We start from the raw sequence: 15,901 nt of genomic DNA on the forward strand, positions 1-15,901 counted from the left end.
CTTACGCCACCCATGATGGCGTTCGCGCCACTGGTCACGCCGTCGTTCACATGGACCGGCCCCTATGCAGGCGTGTTCTTCGGCTACGGCTCGCTGGACGAGAGCGGCACCGGACGGTGCATCGGTCCGCGCTGTGTCCGGCTCCCGGCGTTGTCACCGGGCGCCCGGGCGGCCGATCTCTCGGCGGGAAGCGAGGTTGGCTACAATCTTCAAGCATCGCCGGGCTCTGGCCTCGTGATCGGTGCCGCCGTAGACTACCAGACGACCCGGCTACGCGGCTACGGCGAGAGCATACTCGTCCGCGAGGTCGACGAAAACTCTGATTTTGCTGCGTTTTATCATCTAGGCCAGCGCCTAGATACCTTCGGGGCAGTGCGCGGCAAGGCCGGATACGCTTTTGACCGCTTGTTTGTCTACGGCACCGGCGGCCTCGCCTATGGCTATGTCCGCATCGACGTTGGCACTGCCCTCACTGTCGGTGACCGCCAATTCGCGGCGCAGGGGCTCACGAGCGGATTTCGCCTCGGCTACGCGGCCGGCGGTGGCGCCGAGTACGCGATCAGCCCGCACCTGTCGGTCAAGGCGGAAGGTCTCTACTACGACCTCGGCCAGCGCACGGTCAGCATCCAGGCTGCCCTGCCCCGCTCCGTCTATGGAGGCACAATCGCCACGCACGGCTTCCTCGCCCGCGCCAGCCTGAACTATCGGTTCGGCGATGGCATCCCGGGCCTCGGCCTGCCGGAGCACATCCGCACTCTGCTGAACCCGGTCGCGTACACGCCGCTTCCGGCCTCGGATTGGGTGTTCGAAGTGGGAATACGCTACTTTTACAGCACCGGTCGGTCTAGCCTCCTGCTCGGCGACTCCGAAAACGCCGGGCATAAGAACTCGCGCGTTATCTACCACGATGTCGGCGCGCATGCGAGTGAAAACTTTGTGCGCGTCGACGACAATTCGACCGGACGGTTTGCCAAAGCTTTCGTCGGCTCCGGTATCATTACCTCCGGCCGCTTTACTGACGAGGACTTCCCTCCGAGAATGCCGCTCTACTCGCACACGATATCGAAGATCCCTGGCCGAGACATCGGCTACGCGGTCGCGGATGTCGGCTACAACGTCCTAGTCGGCGAAACGTACAGGCTCGGCGCGTTCGCCGGCTATCAGTACGTCTCGGAATTCGCCGACTCCTCCGGCTGCGCGCAGAAGGCCGACAACAGCACCTGCGGCTGGCCTTTTATACCGCGGAGTGTAGAAGTAGTCACCCACGATATGCATTGGCACGGCATGAGGATCGGTCTGGCGGGCGAGCTGCGCTACGATCGCCTGAAGCTTTCCGCCGAGGCCGCCTACCTGCCGATTGCGGATCTCTCAGGTTTCGACCATCACTGGCTGAGGCCTGACATCAACCCTTTGCCGGTGTATGGATTGGGTAACGGCTACTTTCTGCAAGGCGTGGTCTCTTACGACCTCACCCCGGAGATCAGCATCGGCGTCGGCGCCCGCTACTGGAAAATGGTAACCGACCGCGGTCACACGAAATTCCCGTATGCCGAGCCGAGCGCACTGCCGACCCCACTAAAGTACGAGAGCAGCCGTGCCGGCGTGTTCGTGCAGGCTTCCTACAAGTTCACCGACAACAGCTTCGATCTGGGCCCCTTCCTACGGTAGCCTTGAGAGTCCGTCCGATAACTCAGGCTGAGTGAGCGAGGCGTCGGACGAGGATCATGACAGCTGCCGCGTAGAGGAAGGCCTTGGCTGAGGCGAGGGCCGCCTCCGGATCCTTCCAGAGGCGGCGGTTGCGGCTGATCCAGGCGAAGAAGCGTTCGACCACCCACCTGCGGGGATGCACGGCAAAGCCGACCTGTCCGGGCGGCTTGCGCACGATCTCGACCTCGATGAGGGTCGCTGCTGCGGGCGGTACACTGGCCGGCAGCGTCCCGGCCGCGCCCATACTCCAGCCCGTGCGCGCCTTCAGCCGGGCGTAGATCCCGACGGCGGCGCTGTATGGGGTGCGCGTGGCGGGAGAGGGCTACAGGACGCGGCAGGACTACGAGAAGCAGCGCGCCGCGTGTGAACGGGGCGACTATGGCCCGGCCGGGCCTGCTGTCCCCTGTGCGCCTAAAGATCGTTAGACGGTAGCAAGTCGAGAACTTGGCTGCGGATGAGGTAGGTGAAAAACTCCTGATCCGTCATGCCGTGCGATGCGGCCACAGCTTCAAAGACTTTGCGGCCGCGCTCGCTCATCACCGGCTCAACGATACTGCCGCCGTCAGGCTCTTTGACGATGCGGATATCTCAATCTTCACGGGGCAGTCTTTTAAATACTGTGTCTAGGTCGGGCATCATGGGGCGAGTGCCGGGGGCGGTTCCTGCATCTCGCCCGGCTCCCATGCGTCCGGGTCGAACTCGCGTTCCTTCCGCTCGGTCGTGTCCATGTAGAACCGCAACAGGCCATTGATTTCCTGCGTTGTCGTTCATCGCACCGTGTCGAGTTCCTGCTTTCTACCCGGCCATAATACCATAAAAATCTAGGCGCTCATGGAAGAGCTGCCTCCCTCGAAGGCAATGGGGTGGTGCGGCCGGGTGCCGTTTCCGGCCGTTTTAAGCGGCCGTGGATGGCCTCCAGATTTCCGGGGGTAGTTGGCGTAGGGTCGGGAAGCGAGAGGCTATCAGGCGGCCCGGAAATCGGCCGCCATCCCCCTGCCCGCTTCCGGTGCTGCATGGGGGCTTCGGCACCGTTACCGGGGGCGGGTCATGCTGGCATGGGTAAGAGAGTGGTTCCGGGGCAACGCGGGCATCGGCGGCTGGTGGACGGCGGAGCGGCAGCAGCACGCGGTCGACGTGCTGGTGAAGGGCGGCGTCTCGGAGCTGGGCGCGAAAGCCCTGGTGGCGCGCTGGTCGGGCGTGTCGCAAACGTTCAACGCCCGAAAAAAATCGTCTCCGAACAAGGCGTGACGAGGCCTGCTCACCGCCTGCTGACCCCCTCCGACGAGGCTGGCGAAGCAGTTTGACGAGCCCGGTATCGGCCTGACGGACCGGTGTGCGCCTACGCGGGGAGCATAATTTTCTCCGCCAAAAATCTTTGCGACACGCCCCATAAGGACTGCGTGTCTTGTTTTCAGCGAAGGCTGACCAGCCAGGCGCGGTACGCACCCGGTACGCAGGCCCAACACACGCGACCGCGTACCTCAAATGTGGCGCCGTTCGGCCGGGACACGCATGGCGGCGGCTCTTGCGCTTCAGCGCAGCACACGTCCGGTTACAGCCGGGGTTACAGGCTGCAAGCGTAGGGAGGATGTAACCGTGGCAACCGAGATCCCGTCCGAAGCCCGCCGTCTGTGTTTTGCGTCACGGCAGTTCAAATCTGCCGCGACGCCTGGGTGGGGAGCGGACCGATATTTTCATGCTTTGAGTTTTGAAAACAATCAAAGAAAATCAAATCAGGTTCGACCCACCGGGGGCGAGTGATCCGCCTCACGGACAAGCGATTTATCAGGGCAGGTCAGGGCTTCCACTCTGCACGGCTCGGCGCCGAGCGCGCTGCGACGAGGCGCATTCTCGTGGTTGGTACATCATGAGGATGACGGTAATTCCCGCCTATGAAAAGGCTGCTCGTGCGAGATGCGATGAACGCGCGCTCGCGCTCGCTGATCAAACGGTTCCTCGATGCACCGCTCCCGCATCAGATGCGGACCCCCGAGCAGATCGAGGCGTACTGGAAGGAGCTGGGGGCGGAGATCGGCCCCGTCACCGAAACGCCGCGGTAACGCCCGAGGCCCCGCGAACGACAAAGGTCCCACCAGCGCGGGCCGGTAGGGCCTTCGTTTAGGGCCAGTCGCGTCAACGGCCGACCCCTTAGGTCCCCGAAGGAATGGTTAGTCCACCAGCTCGCGCTGGCGCGTGCGCGGACGGCCGCCGAGCTTCCCGTTCTCCCGGGAGGCTTGCGCCTTGCGCTCCGTCCGGGCGCTGCCGCCCGCGCGGCCGAGGTGCTGCGCCATCCACTTGCCCGAGCCTGTCACGCCCTCGATCAGTGCCGGCACGTACACGTCGGCGTCGAGGCGCGGGAAGTGCAGGCCGAGGCCGGCCGGCGTGACCTCGATCTCGCGCAGGTCCTCCGGCGAGGCGCCAGCCAGCCCCTCGATAATGGCGACGGGCACGCGCAGCTCGGCTCCCGTCGAGAGCCCCACGACAAGGCGCCCGCCGGCGGTCAGGTAGCGCGCAGAGGTCGCGTGCGGACCCGCCTGCCGGACGCGCTTCGCCCGAGCGGTGACCCACTCGAATGCAGCCTCATCCATGGATCTTCCTCCACTCCTCACAGAGGTGGGTGAGGTTCGCCTCAAGCTCCCGGGCGAGGGCCGCGGCGCGCTGGAGGGCGAACCCGTGGTTCTCTCGGATCTTGACCGGCCCGTCAGGGCAGTTGAGGTTGAACACCGCCTCGCAGTCCTCGCCGATGACGTGGACGTGCGCGGGGCGATGGTCGTTGGGGTAGATCACCACGCGGAGCGATTCGATCCGAAGAACCGTTGGCATGGTGATAGCAGAAACCCAACCGCTTAGGAACAGGCGAAACGTCGCGCGGTTCCCTCGCCTCAGGCGTTGGCCTCGCCGAGGAGGCGGTAGACGCTCGCCCGGCCGATGCCGAGGCGCCGGGCGATCTCGGCCGGGCCAATGCCTTCCGCCTTGAGCGCCCGGACCTGCGCCACGTCGATGGAGGCCGGGCGCCCCTTGTAGACGCCCTCCGCCTTCGCCTTGGCGATGCCCTCAAGCTGGCGCTCGCGGCGAAGGTTCGTCTCGAACTCGGCGAAGACGCCCAGCATGTCGAGGAACGCCTTGCCGGCCGCGGTGGCGGTATCAATGGGCTGTTCCGTGGCCTGGAGGGCCGCACCCTTCACCCGCAGGCTCCGCACGATGTCCTGGAGGTCCCCAATCGAGCGGGCGAGCCGGTCGATGCGGGTGACCACCAGCACGTCGCCTCGGCCGATGAAGTCGAGGATGGTGGCGAGTTCGGTCCGGCCGTTGGTGCTGGTGCCGGAGACCTTCTCGGACCGCACCACGTCACAGCCCGCGGCCTTGAGGCCGGCGAGCTGGAGGGCGAGGTCCTGGTCGGTGGAGCTGACGCGGGCGTAGCCGATGCGGGCCATGGAATGTCTCGGACGGGTCTAGACCCGGAGATTATAGCGTCTCATAAATGCGATATCAATCCATATGAGACGCCAAGAGTGTCTCACGCGGGCGTCTCGGATGGGTATACCCCAATGAGGCGGTCCTATCACGATCTCGGCAGGGTGGTGAAGGAGGCTGCCGTCATCGGCCTTCTGCAAGGCGTCGATCAATGCCACTCTGTCATCGGTTATCGGGCAGTGCTCCCGGCTTGAGTTGAAGTCCGCGAACTCCATCTTTGCCGCGCCGCCCGTCTTCTCAGAGCCTTGCCGGGGGTCAATCCAGCCCGAGCATCGCGAGGTGATGGAATGAGACGGCGCGAGTTTCTCATTTCTCTTGCGATGAGCGCGAGTGGGCTGCGCACCAGCCGGGCCGAGGCGGCAGGGGTCATCCGGGTGGGCGTTCTGAATACTGGACAAGAGAGCGCCGGTAGAAGGGCGCGTGCGGCAGCGCTTCGGCAAGGAATAGCAGAGCAGAGCCTTGCTTCTGATCGACAAATCGCTCTCGACTTCATCTGGGCTGGAGCGGAGCCTGAGGCTACACGCCTGGCAGCGAGAGCCCTTGTCGAGGCGCGAACCGAAGTGCTGGTCGGTGCGGGGACATCGGCTACTGCTGCGCTAATGCGGGAAACGCGCACTCTCCCGATAGTTTTCGTCTCCGTGTCCGACCCGATCGGTGAGGGATTTGCAGCGAGCTACTCCAAGCCTGGCGGTAACGCCACCGGACTATCTAACTTCGAGCCGTCTATGACAGCGAAGTGGTTGGAATTGCTCGAAGAGATCGCGCCGGGCACGACTCGTCCTGCGCTCCTGTTTCACCCTAAAACGGCGGCAGGGCAGGGTCAGTTCTTTTGGCGGCCCTTCAGTGCCGCGGCCGCGTCCCTCAATCTCGATCCCATTCCAGTTTCCGTGGACCGCATGGAGGACGTCGAAGCAGCGACCGTCGAACTGGCTCGACAACCCGGGACTGCTTTGGCGATCGCACCGAGCAGTTTCACAAGCCTTCACGGGCTTGAGATCGCTAGTTCAGCCAATCGCCGTGGCTTGCCCACGGTGTTTCCATTTTCTGAGTTCGCCAGGGGAGGAGGTCTGATCTCCTACGGGGCGCATGTCTTGGACTTGTTTCGACGTGCAGGAAGCTTCGTGATCAGGATCGCCAATGGGGAGCATCCAGCAGACCTCCCCGTCGAGGCACCGACGCATTTCGAACTGGTCGTGAACGCCAGAACCGCAAAGATGCTGGGCCTGGCGGTCCCGCCGCTGCTCCTCGCCCGCGCCGACGAGGTAATCGAGTAACGTCTCGGATGGCTGCTTCCGACACGTCTCAGAATTGAAGATCGGACCTCAACGGGACACATACGCCCGCTTGGGTATACCCATCGAGAACCGACGTGGCCGCATGGCTGGAGCCGGGCGGCAATCTCCGCAATGGCTCTACGATGGGGAACGACCGACACACTGCACGACAAATGTCTTAGATCTCTTCGACTATGGTTTTGTGTTTCGGTTTTGGTTGTCTATTGCTTTTCTTATAACTTTCCTAATATGTTCTCGAATTCGCGCGCTTCGCTCCGCTGAATTATCCGTCGCTTCATGGGTTTCGGGTTTGATCGGATCGCGCATCGATTGGGTTCCCGGCGCCAGAGAGCCTGCATACTCAACAAGGAGCCCAGCCTCTTAGGCAGGGCGGCATGTCGGTGTGACTACACAACCTACTCTGCCCTGAACCTGCTAGATAGTGCAGCGATCCCGAAGTCACGTAGTCATTATGCCCCACATTTGATCTTTCAGTTAATTTAACAAATATTCGGTAGGCATATTAAGCTTCCGTAAACCAAGTATGCGTATTTACTTGCTGTCGAATACGTAGGCTGCCGGACGGAGCCGCGCACTCCCGACCGCCCAGAAAAGGGTCACCTGATGCAGCGCTTCTACTTCGACCTCGCTGACGGGGTGACGACTATCCGGGATGACGTAGGGGTCGAGGCCGTAAATTTGGATGAGGCGCTGGAGGAGGCCGAAGCCGTGATCCGGGAGATGCGAGCCAATGGCGAGCTGGCGCACCTCGGAGACGGCTGGACCCTCTCCATCCGCGCGGAGGCCGAGACCGTCCTGGCGATCCTGCTCGTGGAGTAGCGGCTGGTCGCAGAGGGTGTGGTGCTCGACCTCGCGGCGATCCTGCTGGCGCGGCCCGCATAAGCCAGAACCCACGGCAAGCCCCACCACACCTCGGTGCCGTACCACCCCGTCATGCCGACCGCCGACCCGACCGCCGATCACTCCACCTTCGTCTCCGAGTGGAACCGCGGGCTCGCCTCCCTCTCGCCCGGGCAGCCGCCGTGCCCCGGCTTCCGCCCGGAGGACTGGGCCACCACCCTGGAGAACTGCCGCCGCTTCGTCGACGAGTTCGGCGCCGAGGCGGCCCGGCTCGGCTGGGACACGATCCTGCTGTTCGGCGTGCACCCGCAGGCCGGCATCATCCGGGGCGACTGGAGCGGGGTGATGATGCCGTGCTCCTACCCCGTGTTCGAGGTCACCGAGGCGTACCTGAAGAAGCACCTCTAGACGTCGTGGAAGCGCAAGCCGGGGCGCTACCGCGGCGTGCCGGTCTGGGAGTTCGGGAAGAAGACCTAAGCCCTGTTGTGGCGGCCGGACGGTGAAGCGCCAATCCGGCCGCCCACTGCGCCGCCCCGCAACCGGGTGAAGCACGACGATGCAGCGTCCGACACTGTAGGAACCAGCTACAAAGAAATCGTAGCGGGACCGCAAGCTCGGCCCTAGCCTGCACCGATTGTCAACGGGCTTCGAACCTTCCGCAATTTCGGGCGCGCAATTTTCCTCAGATCGGCGGGCTCGGCGGTCAGGCGATGCCGAGGTGAGCACCTCCATTCTTGGGCGGGCGTCCGCGCCGACGCGGAGGCGGGGCGAGCGGCGGAGCCTGCAGGGCTGCCTTCGAGCGGATGTGCTCGGGCATGAGCGCGGTGTGCTGGCGCAGCCGGTAGCTTGAGCCCTCGATCTGCACCACCACGGCGTGGTGAAGCAACCGGTCCAGCAGCGCGGTCGCCACCACCGGATCGCCGAACACCTCCCCCCACTCTGCAAAGCCGCGGTTCGAGGTCAGGACCATCGCGCCCCGCTCGTAGCGCGCGTTGACGAGCTGGAAGAACAGGTTGCCCCCGCCCGGCACCACCGGCAGGTAGCCGATCTCGTCCACGATCAGCAGCGCCGGCCGGCAGAAGTAGCGGATCTTCTCGCGCAACGTTCCTTCCCGCTCGGCCCGCGCCAGCGTTCCCACAAGGTCGGCCAGGGTGGTGAAGTACACGCTGCGGCCCGCCTTCACCGCCTCGACCCCGAGGGCCACCGCCAAGTGGCTCTTGCCGGTGCCGGGCGGGCCGAGGAAGTGCAGCACCTCGCAGCGGTCCACGAAGCCCAGCTCGGCCAGGGCCAGGATGCGGGTGCGGTCGAGCGAGGGCTGGAAGGCGAAGTCGAAGCCCGACAGCGTCTTGACCGTCGAGAGCCGCGCCATCACCAGCGCGGTCTTCACCCGCCGGCTCTCGCGTAGGCTCAGCTCCTCGCTCAGCAGGGCATCGACCGCCTCCAGCGCGCTGAGTTCGCCGCGCTCCAGCCGCCGCACGGTGGTGTCGACGATCTCCAGGGCGCGCGGCATCTTCAGCCCTACCAGCGTGGCCTTGATCCGCTCGACCAGTGGGGGGATCAGCTCGCCAGTTCCGCTCATGCCGCGTCTCCCCGGTCGGTCCTGGGCACGCCGGCTCCCGCGAGTTGGCGGGCTACGGCGTCGTAGATGGCCAGCGGGCGACGCGCGACCTGGTCGCCGGCGCGCCTGACGACCACCGGCTCGGCAGGGTCTCGTGGCTCGGGCGGGGGAGATCGCGGCCGCCGATGGGCTGGATCGACCTGCGTCAGCCCACGCCCTTCCAGGGGCAGGTGGCAGGCAACGAGCTCACCCGCCTCGTAGATGCGGATCTGATCGGCCAGCACGTGCACCTCCAGGGCGCGGCGGCGGGTGGTGTCGGGCACGCTGTAGAGATTGCCCGCCACCGAGACGAAGCCCTCGTGGGTGACGCGCCGCTCCAGGCTGAGCACGGCTTCGTAGGGCACGGGCGGCAGCGCCCGCAGCTGGCTGCGCTCCTCCGCGAAGGCGTCGGCGACGATCCGCTTGGTCGTGGCGTGCCGGCGGGCGTTGGCCACGGTGTCGAGCCAGTGCCGCAGCTGGTCGTTCAGGTCGTCGAGGTTGCGGAACGAGCGGGCGAGGAAGAAGTCCTCGCGCAGGTAGCGGAACGGGCGCTCGACCTTGCCCTTGGTCTTGGCCCGGTAGGGACGGCAGGCGCGCGGCAGGAACCCGTAGTGGCGCGCGAGATCGAGAAGGCTGCGGTTATAGATGACCAAGCCGTCGGGATCCTCGCCGATCACGGCGGTCTTCATGCGGTCGTAGAGGATCTCGCGCGGGGCGCCTCCAAGGGCCTGGAAGGCGGCGATGTGGCAGCGCAGGACCGTCTGCAGATCCTGGTGGACGACGAAGCGGGCCCAGAGATAGCGCGAGTGGCCCAGCACCATCGCGAACAGCCAGACGATGCGGGTCACGCCCGGCTCGTCGGCGAAGACGACCTCGAAGCGGGCGAGGTCGACCTGGGCCTGCTCGCCCGGCGGGGTCTCGAAGCGGCGCTCGATAGGCAGAGGAGCTGAGGGGCGAAGCAGGGCCACGGCTCGCTTCACGGCGGTGTAGGCCCCTGCGAAGCCGCGCTCCTTCAACTCGCGCCAGAGACGGACGGCCGTAAGCTGCGGGTAGGCGGCCAGGCGCTCGCGCAGGTAGGGCAGGAAGGCGTCGGTGGCCCGCGCGCGGGGGGATCGCGGTCCGTAGACGGGCGGCTCGAGGCCGCGGGCGATGTACTTGGCGACGGTCTTGCGGTCGAGGCCGAGCTGGCGGGCGATGGCGGTGACCGAGAGGCCCTGCCGGTGGAGGTCCAGGATCGTCATGAGTTCCCCGAGGCTGACCACCGCGCCGCTCCCTCCCGCCACGGGGACCAGCTTCGGTGAGACGGCCGCCGCGCGGGCATCCCGCCTCAAACAGGAGGCTCAGGGGCGGCCGGGAGGGTGGGGAAAATTGCAGGCCCACAAGTGAGGAGGATCCAACGCCCGCTCACACCGATCACAGCGTGACCGTGCCCATGCCGATCCGACCCGAGCACCGCGGCTTCTACCCGATCGACTGGCCCCAGCTCTCGGACGTGATCCGCTTCCGGCGCGCGGGCGGGCGATGCGAGGGCTGCGGTCGGCCGCACCTGCAACGGATCGCATGCTTGCCGGACGGGCGATGGTTCGACGCCGCCACCGACACGTGGCGCGACGGGTGCGGCCGGATCCTGCGCAGCCGGATGCTCCTGGAGAACCTGCTCTACACGGTGCGCTTCACCCGCGTGGTCCTGGCGACCGCGCACCGGAACCACGACACGTCCGACAACGCGCCCGGCAACCTCGCGGCGCTCTGCCAGCGCTGTCACATGATCCACGACCGGCCGGAGCACCAGCGGCGGCGCCGGTTCACCCTGTTCAGCCGTAAGGCGGCGGGCGACCTCTTCCGCGGTCCGTACCGTAAGCTTTAAGCGCAATACGATTATCCGCCGGCCCCGCCCTCAACGAGATCAATGATTGTCCGTATAGGAATAAGCATCTTTGGCGCAATATTGTCCCGAGTGTAGGGCTCAAAACCTAAACTCTCGTAGAACATGGTTGACTGTCTATCAATAGACTGTAAAGTAAGCGCATAGAGACCGGCAAGCAGGGAGACTTTATAGGCTTTATCTATAACATCCTTCAGTAAAATTGTTCCTACACCCTTTCTCTGATATTCTTTTTGCACTCCTAAGTACGCCAAATGCAGCGCCGGAAAAGCGGTATAATTCTTGGTGTGGTCGTCCGGCTTGTTCTCAAGTTCGGCCATGCTCTCGCTGCCTATCTGGAGAGCATGGAAACCGGCAACCGCATTCGTGTCTTCGTCTACAGCAATAGTAATGCGTGCTTCTGCGCGATCAGACCACTTCTTTGAGTGGTTTCTGTACCATTGATCAATACCCCTTCTGCCGCACTCGAATGTATTGCGAGAGCGGGTCCTATCAAACGGCTGTACAATAATTCTTCCGGTCAAGCGGCAGATGCTTTTTTGATAACTCTACCATCACGCTCAAGCTGGTCAGCTTTATTGTAAAGATCGCGAAGCTTTTGATTAGGTGCCCCGTTTTGATTATATATACGACGCACAAATTCGGCTGCTTCGCGCTGGCTCTTGAATTCTAGCTTCTCTGCCTTGTCGCTGGATTGGGTAAACCAGCGCAGAAATTCCCTGAAGGTATACATTCCGCGCCCCTGCCCCCAGACCTCTACCAGACTGCCGCCGATTGAGCTGTCAAGCAGTTAATCGCAGAACGGCCCATTTGTTCACATGTCGCTCCTACGCAGCGTGCGTACGCAATCGTCGCGCAACGAGCGAGGTCTACATCTCGGTGATGACCCGCCACCCGCGCCGCGCCCACGACGACCAGGGCCGCGAGATCCCGCCGCCCACGATCGGCTGGCTCCGGTCCGAGGAGGGCGACCGCACCGCCTTCGTCCACTGCAACGCGACCGGCTGCGGCCACGAGGCGACGATCAGCACCGATCCGTTTCCGGACAGCCTGCCCTTCCCCGACATCGCCTTGCGCCTGCGCTGCGCCGCCTGCGGGTCGAGGGAGGTTGGGGTCATGCGCGACGTCGTGGGGATCTACGCCCGGCTCGGACGGCGCACGGGGTGGAGCATGGGCGCGGCCGGGGCGCGGCCGGTCGCCCGAAGGGATGCGCCTGATCGCGACCGCCCCTGAAACGCAGAAAGGCCCGCCGCGGCCGGAGCCGGGCGGGCCGTGGAGATCCAACATGATCGAAAGCATCGAGAGCCTGCGCGTCAAGCGGGCGCACGGCGTGCCGCTGCCCCGGACCCGGATCTGCGGGGCCTAGCGCGGCCCCGCCTTGATCGAGCTGTCGACCTGCCGGCGCTGGGTGATCGAGACGTCCTTGAACAGATCGTCCATCGAGGCCCGGGTCGTGTCCCTGGTGGTGGTGTAGCTCGACGGGAGCGAGAGAGCCCGTCTGCGCGCCCTCCACAGCGCCGAAGCAGGCGGGATCTCTCGCGGGGTGGTCATCGGCGGTTGCCGGGTAGGGTCGGGGTGCGAGCACCAACCTCGAACCCGAGAGACCTCCGATGACCGACGAGATGATGAGCCTGCGCGGGCTGCTGGAGAAGAGCGCCGACGCCGACCTGCTGCGCGAGATGATCGGCTTTGCGGCCGAGCGGCTGATGGAACTGGAGGTGGGCGGCCTGACCGGGGCGGCCCACGGCGAGAAGAGCGCCGAGCGGCTGGTCCAGCGCAACGGCTATCGTGACCGGGATTGGCAGACGCGGGCCGGCACGGTCGAGCTGCGCATCCCCAAGCTGCGCAAGGGCTCGTACTTCCCGGCTTTCCTGGAGCCGCGCCGGATGGCCGAGAAGGCACTCACGGCGGTGATCCAGGAGGCGTACATCCAGGGCATCTCGACCCGCTCGGTGGATGACCTCGTCCAAGCCATGGGCGGCACGGGCGTGTCCAAGAGCCAGGTCAGCCGGCTCTGCCAGGAGATCGACGAGCGCGTGGGCGCGTTCCTCGACCGGCCGCTCGAGGGGGAGTGGCCCTATCTCTGGATCGATGCGACCTACGTGAAGGTGCGCCAAGCCGGGCGCATCGTCTCCGTCGCGGTGATCGTGGCGGTCGGTGTGAACAGCGATGGCCGACGCGAGGTGCTCGGCATGGACGTCGGCCCCTCCGAGGCCGAGACGTTCTGGACCGGGTTCCTGCGCAAGCTGGCGCGCCGCGGCCTGCGCGGTGTGAAGCTGGTGATTTCGGACGCCCACACGGGCCTCAAGGCGTCGGTCGCCAAGGTGATGAACGCGACTTGGCAGCGGTGCCGCGTCCACTTCATGAGGACCGTGCTCGCCCACGCTGGCCGCAGCGGGCGGCGCGTCGTGTCCGCCTTCATCGCCACCGCCTTCGCCCAGGACGACGCCGAGGCCGCCCGTCAGCAATGGCGACGCGTGGCCGACCAACTCCGACCCAAGGTGCCCAAGCTCGCAGCCCTGATGCATGAGGCGGAACCCGACGTGCTGGCCTACATGGGCTTCCCGGCCGCCCACCGGGTCAAGCTTCACAGCACGAACCCGCTGGAGCGCCTCAACGGCGAGATCAAGCGGCGCACCGAGGTGGTCGGCATCTTCCCCAATGAGGCGGCCATCACCCGCTTGGTCGGCGCGCTCCTGCTCGAACAGAACGACGAGTGGGCCGTCCAGCGCGCCCGCTACCTGACCCTGGAAAGCATCGCCCCGATCAGCGATGATCCTCTTGTCAGCCTGCCCACCCTGGCAGCCTGATCGTCCCGGCCCCGCCCGGTGACCGTGGCCGCCACGCCGCAGCTACACCACGCCTGGGGACACGACCGAGGCCCGGGCGCGCGTCCCGGTCGGGAAGCCGTCCATGGTGATGTGCAGGTGGCCCTTGCCGCTACCGGCCGAGGCGCCCGCGCTGTTGAAGCGGCGCTGCATCATGTCGTCGCCGACGCGCGACATCGCGATCTTCTGAGACGGCGGTCCGTCCTTGAGGTCGTTCACGACCTCGTCGTCGCGCAGGCGCGAGTAGCCACCGGCCTTGGACGGGTAGTAGCGGTCGCGCTTGTACCAGAGCACGTCGCCACCGCTCGCGACCTGCACCGGCTCACCCGGAGGGCCGACCTTCAGCCCCCCCATCGCCGCGGCCGTGCGGCCGGTGAACAGGTCGACGCCCGTGCGCGCGTTGTAGCCCTCCGCCCGCTCGAACATCGAAGCCCCGGTCGCGGCCTCGAACGGGGTCTTGGCGGAGTTGAGCTTCGCGAGCGCCCGGCGCTCGGTCGTGTGCAGCTCGTGCAAGGCGTGCCGGAGCTGCGCGTCGAAGTCGGTGTTGCCGCGGATCGGAGCCAGACGGTCCCGAGACAGCCACTGCGCGATCCCGAACGCGCCCGAGCGCGGGTTCACCGAGGTCGGGCCGCCGCGGGCCTCCACGGCTGACCAGCGGGGCGTGTCGCAAAGATTTTTGGCGGAGAAAATTATGCTCCCCGCGTAGGCGCACACCGGTCCGTCAGGCCGATACCGGGCTCGTCAAACTGCTTCGCCAGCCTCGTCGGAGGGGGTCAGCAGGCGGTGAGCAGGCCTCGTCACGCCTTGTTCGGAGACGATTTTTTTCGGGCGTTGAACGTTTGCGACACGCCCCCCCGCGATTACCCGATGTCCACCCCATCACGCCCGGTCGAAGCCATCCCCTCTCAATGGGACTGCACCGCCGTGTCGCCCGGAAACGGCGTCCAAAGAGCCTTGCAGTTCGGCCCGTTGACCGCCGACCACGCCGCCGCCGGGGCGCCAATCGGCGGGGTCACGCCACCCGCCATGACGATGGCCTGGGTGTTGACCACGTCCCACGTCGCGTTGTCGACGAAGCGAACGCCATCCAGCGAAACGCCCAAGGGGTGAGCGGCGTCGTACCCGTGCATGACCAGCCGACCGCCCTCTCCGGCAACTTGGCGCAGGACGATGTTGCTATACACGGGGATCTTCGTACCCTGAGCGCGTGGATCATAGCGCGTGTCGAAGTCGATCGGCCGCCGACTTCCGCGCACGCAAACGTTCTCGTAGCGGACCGCCTGCACCAAACCGCCCCGACTCGGATCGCTCTTGATTCTCAGGCCTGACACCGCGCCGTCGATGGTGACGTTTCGGACGAGGACGTCGCTGACGCCACTGTTCGTCTCACTGCCAATCGAGAGCCCGTGCCCCGAATAGATGTGGATGTCCAAGATGGAGACGTGGCGGGTCGCTCCGTTGTCGCCGGCCTTGATGGCGATGTCGTCGTCGCCGGTGCTGATGAAGGTGCGGGCGATGGTCACGTCCATCGCCGCGCCTGGATCAATCCCGTCCGTGTTTCGGGCATCGGCCGGGGTGTTGATGGTGACGCCCCACACCGTCACGCCCTGGACCTTGTTCATGGCGATGTGTACGTTCGGCGCGTTGCGCAGCGTGATCCGGTATACGGTGATGTTGTTCGAGCTGTCGATCTGCACCAGCCGGGGGACGTTCTGCTCCCTACCCTCGACCTGAGCGCGACTGGCCAGGGCCCACCAGGTCTCCGCCTTGCCGATCATGACCGCCCCGCCCTGGCCGTCGATCGTGCCGTCGCCCATCAGGCCCGCGCCGTTGGCCTTGTGAAAATTGAGGAAAGGCCGGCATCCCCCCCCCGCGTTATTGATCAGTCCGCAACGGCCGTCGCCGAGGTCGTAGAGGCGAGGATCGGGCTCGGCGGCGAGCACGGCCCCGGCGTCGAGCCAGAGAACCACGCCGGCCCGCATCTCGATCGGCCCGCTCGCGAACACCGCCTTCGTCCTGCTGGGCGTGAGCCGCACCGCTTGGCCCGTCCGGCAGCCGTCCAGGGCGGCCTGCAATTTCGCTTGTCCGACCTTGGCCGACGGAGCGTCGTCCGCACTCAGGACTGCGCAGACCTGCGTCGGCGGAACCGGCTCCTGGACGTTTCGCCTGTCCTGGGACTGTGCCGAATGAGTGGCGCCGACGGTCATCAAGCCTGCCGTTGCAACCAGAACGGCGCGTGCGGTAAGAACTTTCATTGCGAGCCGTGCTCGCCCTG

Annotated in this window: 20 protein-coding genes and 1 pseudogene; 9 read left to right on the forward strand and 12 right to left on the reverse strand. The window is 65.6% G+C overall.

The features are described from left to right. Nucleotides 1-12 precede the first annotated feature (12 nt). Nucleotides 13-1,668 carry an outer membrane beta-barrel protein gene (locus M446_RS33845; RefSeq protein ID WP_050777595.1) on the forward strand — a complete coding sequence of 552 codons (1,656 nt, stop codon included), beginning with the start codon at nucleotides 13-15 and terminating at the stop codon, nucleotides 1,666-1,668. Nucleotides 1,669-1,690: 22 nt separating this feature from the next. On the opposite strand, the pseudogene M446_RS33850 reads toward M446_RS33845, so the two are convergent. After that, nucleotides 1,691-1,915 (reverse strand): annotated as a pseudogene (locus M446_RS33850) (IS5/IS1182 family transposase); the annotation flags it as partial. 203 nt (nucleotides 1,916-2,118) lie between these two features. Further along, on the reverse strand, nucleotides 2,119-2,244 hold the full coding sequence (locus M446_RS39410; RefSeq protein ID WP_265576690.1) for a hypothetical protein: 126 nt from the start codon (nucleotides 2,242-2,244) through the stop codon (nucleotides 2,119-2,121). A 510-nt stretch (nucleotides 2,245-2,754) separates the two neighbouring features. On the opposite strand from M446_RS39410, the gene M446_RS36385 reads away from it, so the two are divergent. Together M446_RS36385 and M446_RS38500 are read left to right on the forward strand one after the other, a co-directional pair. Next, entirely contained in the window at nucleotides 2,755-2,955 is a 201-nt protein-coding gene (locus M446_RS36385) for a hypothetical protein (protein ID WP_012290048.1), read from the forward strand. Between the two features lie 671 nt (nucleotides 2,956-3,626). Beyond that, complete coding sequence (locus M446_RS38500; RefSeq protein ID WP_168169206.1) at nucleotides 3,627-3,767, forward strand: hypothetical protein; 141 nt, start codon at nucleotides 3,627-3,629, stop codon at nucleotides 3,765-3,767. 108 nt (nucleotides 3,768-3,875) lie between these two features. Here the strand turns inward: M446_RS38500 and M446_RS33855 are convergent, their stop codons facing one another. The 3 genes from M446_RS33855 to M446_RS33865 form a co-directional block, all read right to left on the reverse strand. Continuing rightward, on the reverse strand, nucleotides 3,876-4,295 hold the full coding sequence (locus M446_RS33855) for a DUF2442 domain-containing protein (protein ID WP_012290050.1): 420 nt from the start codon (nucleotides 4,293-4,295) through the stop codon (nucleotides 3,876-3,878). Next, nucleotides 4,288-4,497, reverse strand: a complete 210-nt coding sequence (locus M446_RS33860; RefSeq protein ID WP_415926930.1) for a DUF4160 domain-containing protein — start codon at nucleotides 4,495-4,497, stop codon at nucleotides 4,288-4,290. Before M446_RS33860 ends, M446_RS33855 begins: the two co-directional genes overlap by 8 nt. A gap of 92 nt (nucleotides 4,498-4,589) precedes the next feature. Continuing rightward, on the reverse strand, nucleotides 4,590-5,141 hold the full coding sequence (locus tag M446_RS33865; protein ID WP_012290052.1) for a recombinase family protein: 552 nt from the start codon (nucleotides 5,139-5,141) through the stop codon (nucleotides 4,590-4,592). 360 nt (nucleotides 5,142-5,501) lie between these two features. On the opposite strand from M446_RS33865, the gene M446_RS36395 reads away from it, so the two are divergent. From M446_RS36395 to M446_RS33880, 3 genes are all read left to right on the forward strand, one after another. Continuing rightward, nucleotides 5,502-6,455, forward strand: coding sequence for an ABC transporter substrate-binding protein (locus M446_RS36395; RefSeq protein ID WP_265576691.1), 954 nt, complete (start codon nucleotides 5,502-5,504; stop codon nucleotides 6,453-6,455). A gap of 624 nt (nucleotides 6,456-7,079) precedes the next feature. Next, on the forward strand, nucleotides 7,080-7,295 hold the full coding sequence (locus tag M446_RS33875; protein WP_012290055.1) for a DUF6894 family protein: 216 nt from the start codon (nucleotides 7,080-7,082) through the stop codon (nucleotides 7,293-7,295). Between the two features lie 96 nt (nucleotides 7,296-7,391). Continuing rightward, complete coding sequence (locus M446_RS33880) at nucleotides 7,392-7,724, forward strand: hypothetical protein (RefSeq protein WP_265576686.1); 333 nt, start codon at nucleotides 7,392-7,394, stop codon at nucleotides 7,722-7,724. A 295-nt stretch (nucleotides 7,725-8,019) separates the two neighbouring features. Here the strand turns inward: M446_RS33880 and istB are convergent, their stop codons facing one another. Both istB and istA read right to left on the reverse strand, forming a co-directional pair. Beyond that, nucleotides 8,020-8,895: an IS21-like element ISMtsp8 family helper ATPase IstB gene (gene istB, locus M446_RS33885; protein ID WP_012290057.1), complete on the reverse strand. Its 876-nt coding sequence runs from the start codon at nucleotides 8,893-8,895 to the stop codon at nucleotides 8,020-8,022. Next, nucleotides 8,892-10,175, reverse strand: a complete 1,284-nt coding sequence (gene istA / locus M446_RS33890) for an IS21-like element ISMtsp8 family transposase (RefSeq protein ID WP_012290058.1) — start codon at nucleotides 10,173-10,175, stop codon at nucleotides 8,892-8,894. Before istA ends, istB begins: the two co-directional genes overlap by 4 nt. Nucleotides 10,176-10,345: 170 nt before the next feature. Here istA and M446_RS33895 point away from each other — a divergent pair, with 170 nt between their 5' ends. Beyond that, nucleotides 10,346-10,780: a hypothetical protein gene (locus M446_RS33895; protein ID WP_012290059.1), complete on the forward strand. Its 435-nt coding sequence runs from the start codon at nucleotides 10,346-10,348 to the stop codon at nucleotides 10,778-10,780. A gap of 11 nt (nucleotides 10,781-10,791) precedes the next feature. Here the strand turns inward: M446_RS33895 and M446_RS36400 are convergent, their stop codons facing one another. Then, complete coding sequence (locus tag M446_RS36400; protein WP_168169207.1) at nucleotides 10,792-11,322, reverse strand: GNAT family N-acetyltransferase; 531 nt, start codon at nucleotides 11,320-11,322, stop codon at nucleotides 10,792-10,794. Further along, nucleotides 11,319-11,531, reverse strand: coding sequence for a hypothetical protein (locus M446_RS37860; RefSeq protein WP_150108909.1), 213 nt, complete (start codon nucleotides 11,529-11,531; stop codon nucleotides 11,319-11,321). The genes M446_RS36400 and M446_RS37860 overlap by 4 nt, the downstream gene beginning before the upstream one ends. A gap of 149 nt (nucleotides 11,532-11,680) precedes the next feature. On the opposite strand from M446_RS37860, the gene M446_RS33900 reads away from it, so the two are divergent. Further along, nucleotides 11,681-12,031, forward strand: coding sequence for a hypothetical protein (locus M446_RS33900; RefSeq protein ID WP_012290060.1), 351 nt, complete (start codon nucleotides 11,681-11,683; stop codon nucleotides 12,029-12,031). A gap of 129 nt (nucleotides 12,032-12,160) precedes the next feature. Here M446_RS33900 and M446_RS33905 read toward each other — a convergent pair whose 3' ends face one another. Further along, on the reverse strand, nucleotides 12,161-12,349 hold the full coding sequence (locus tag M446_RS33905; RefSeq protein ID WP_012290061.1) for a hypothetical protein: 189 nt from the start codon (nucleotides 12,347-12,349) through the stop codon (nucleotides 12,161-12,163). A 59-nt stretch (nucleotides 12,350-12,408) separates the two neighbouring features. Between M446_RS33905 and M446_RS33910 the strand changes: the two genes are divergently transcribed. After that, nucleotides 12,409-13,608 carry an IS256-like element ISMtsp13 family transposase gene (locus M446_RS33910; RefSeq protein WP_012290062.1) on the forward strand — a complete coding sequence of 400 codons (1,200 nt, stop codon included), beginning with the start codon at nucleotides 12,409-12,411 and terminating at the stop codon, nucleotides 13,606-13,608. Nucleotides 13,609-13,650: 42 nt separating this feature from the next. Here the strand turns inward: M446_RS33910 and M446_RS39415 are convergent, their stop codons facing one another. Both M446_RS39415 and M446_RS33920 read right to left on the reverse strand, forming a co-directional pair. Continuing rightward, nucleotides 13,651-14,340 (reverse strand): hypothetical protein, encoded by a 690-nt coding sequence (locus M446_RS39415; protein ID WP_012290063.1) that lies wholly within the window; start codon nucleotides 14,338-14,340, stop codon nucleotides 13,651-13,653. Nucleotides 14,341-14,531: 191 nt separating this feature from the next. Then, nucleotides 14,532-15,833: a glycoside hydrolase family 28 protein gene (locus tag M446_RS33920; protein ID WP_265576687.1), complete on the reverse strand. Its 1,302-nt coding sequence runs from the start codon at nucleotides 15,831-15,833 to the stop codon at nucleotides 14,532-14,534. Nucleotides 15,834-15,901 lie beyond the last annotated feature (68 nt).

It is taken from the genome of Methylobacterium sp. 4-46, assembly GCF_000019365.1.
Taxonomy (GTDB): domain Bacteria; phylum Pseudomonadota; class Alphaproteobacteria; order Rhizobiales; family Beijerinckiaceae; genus Methylobacterium.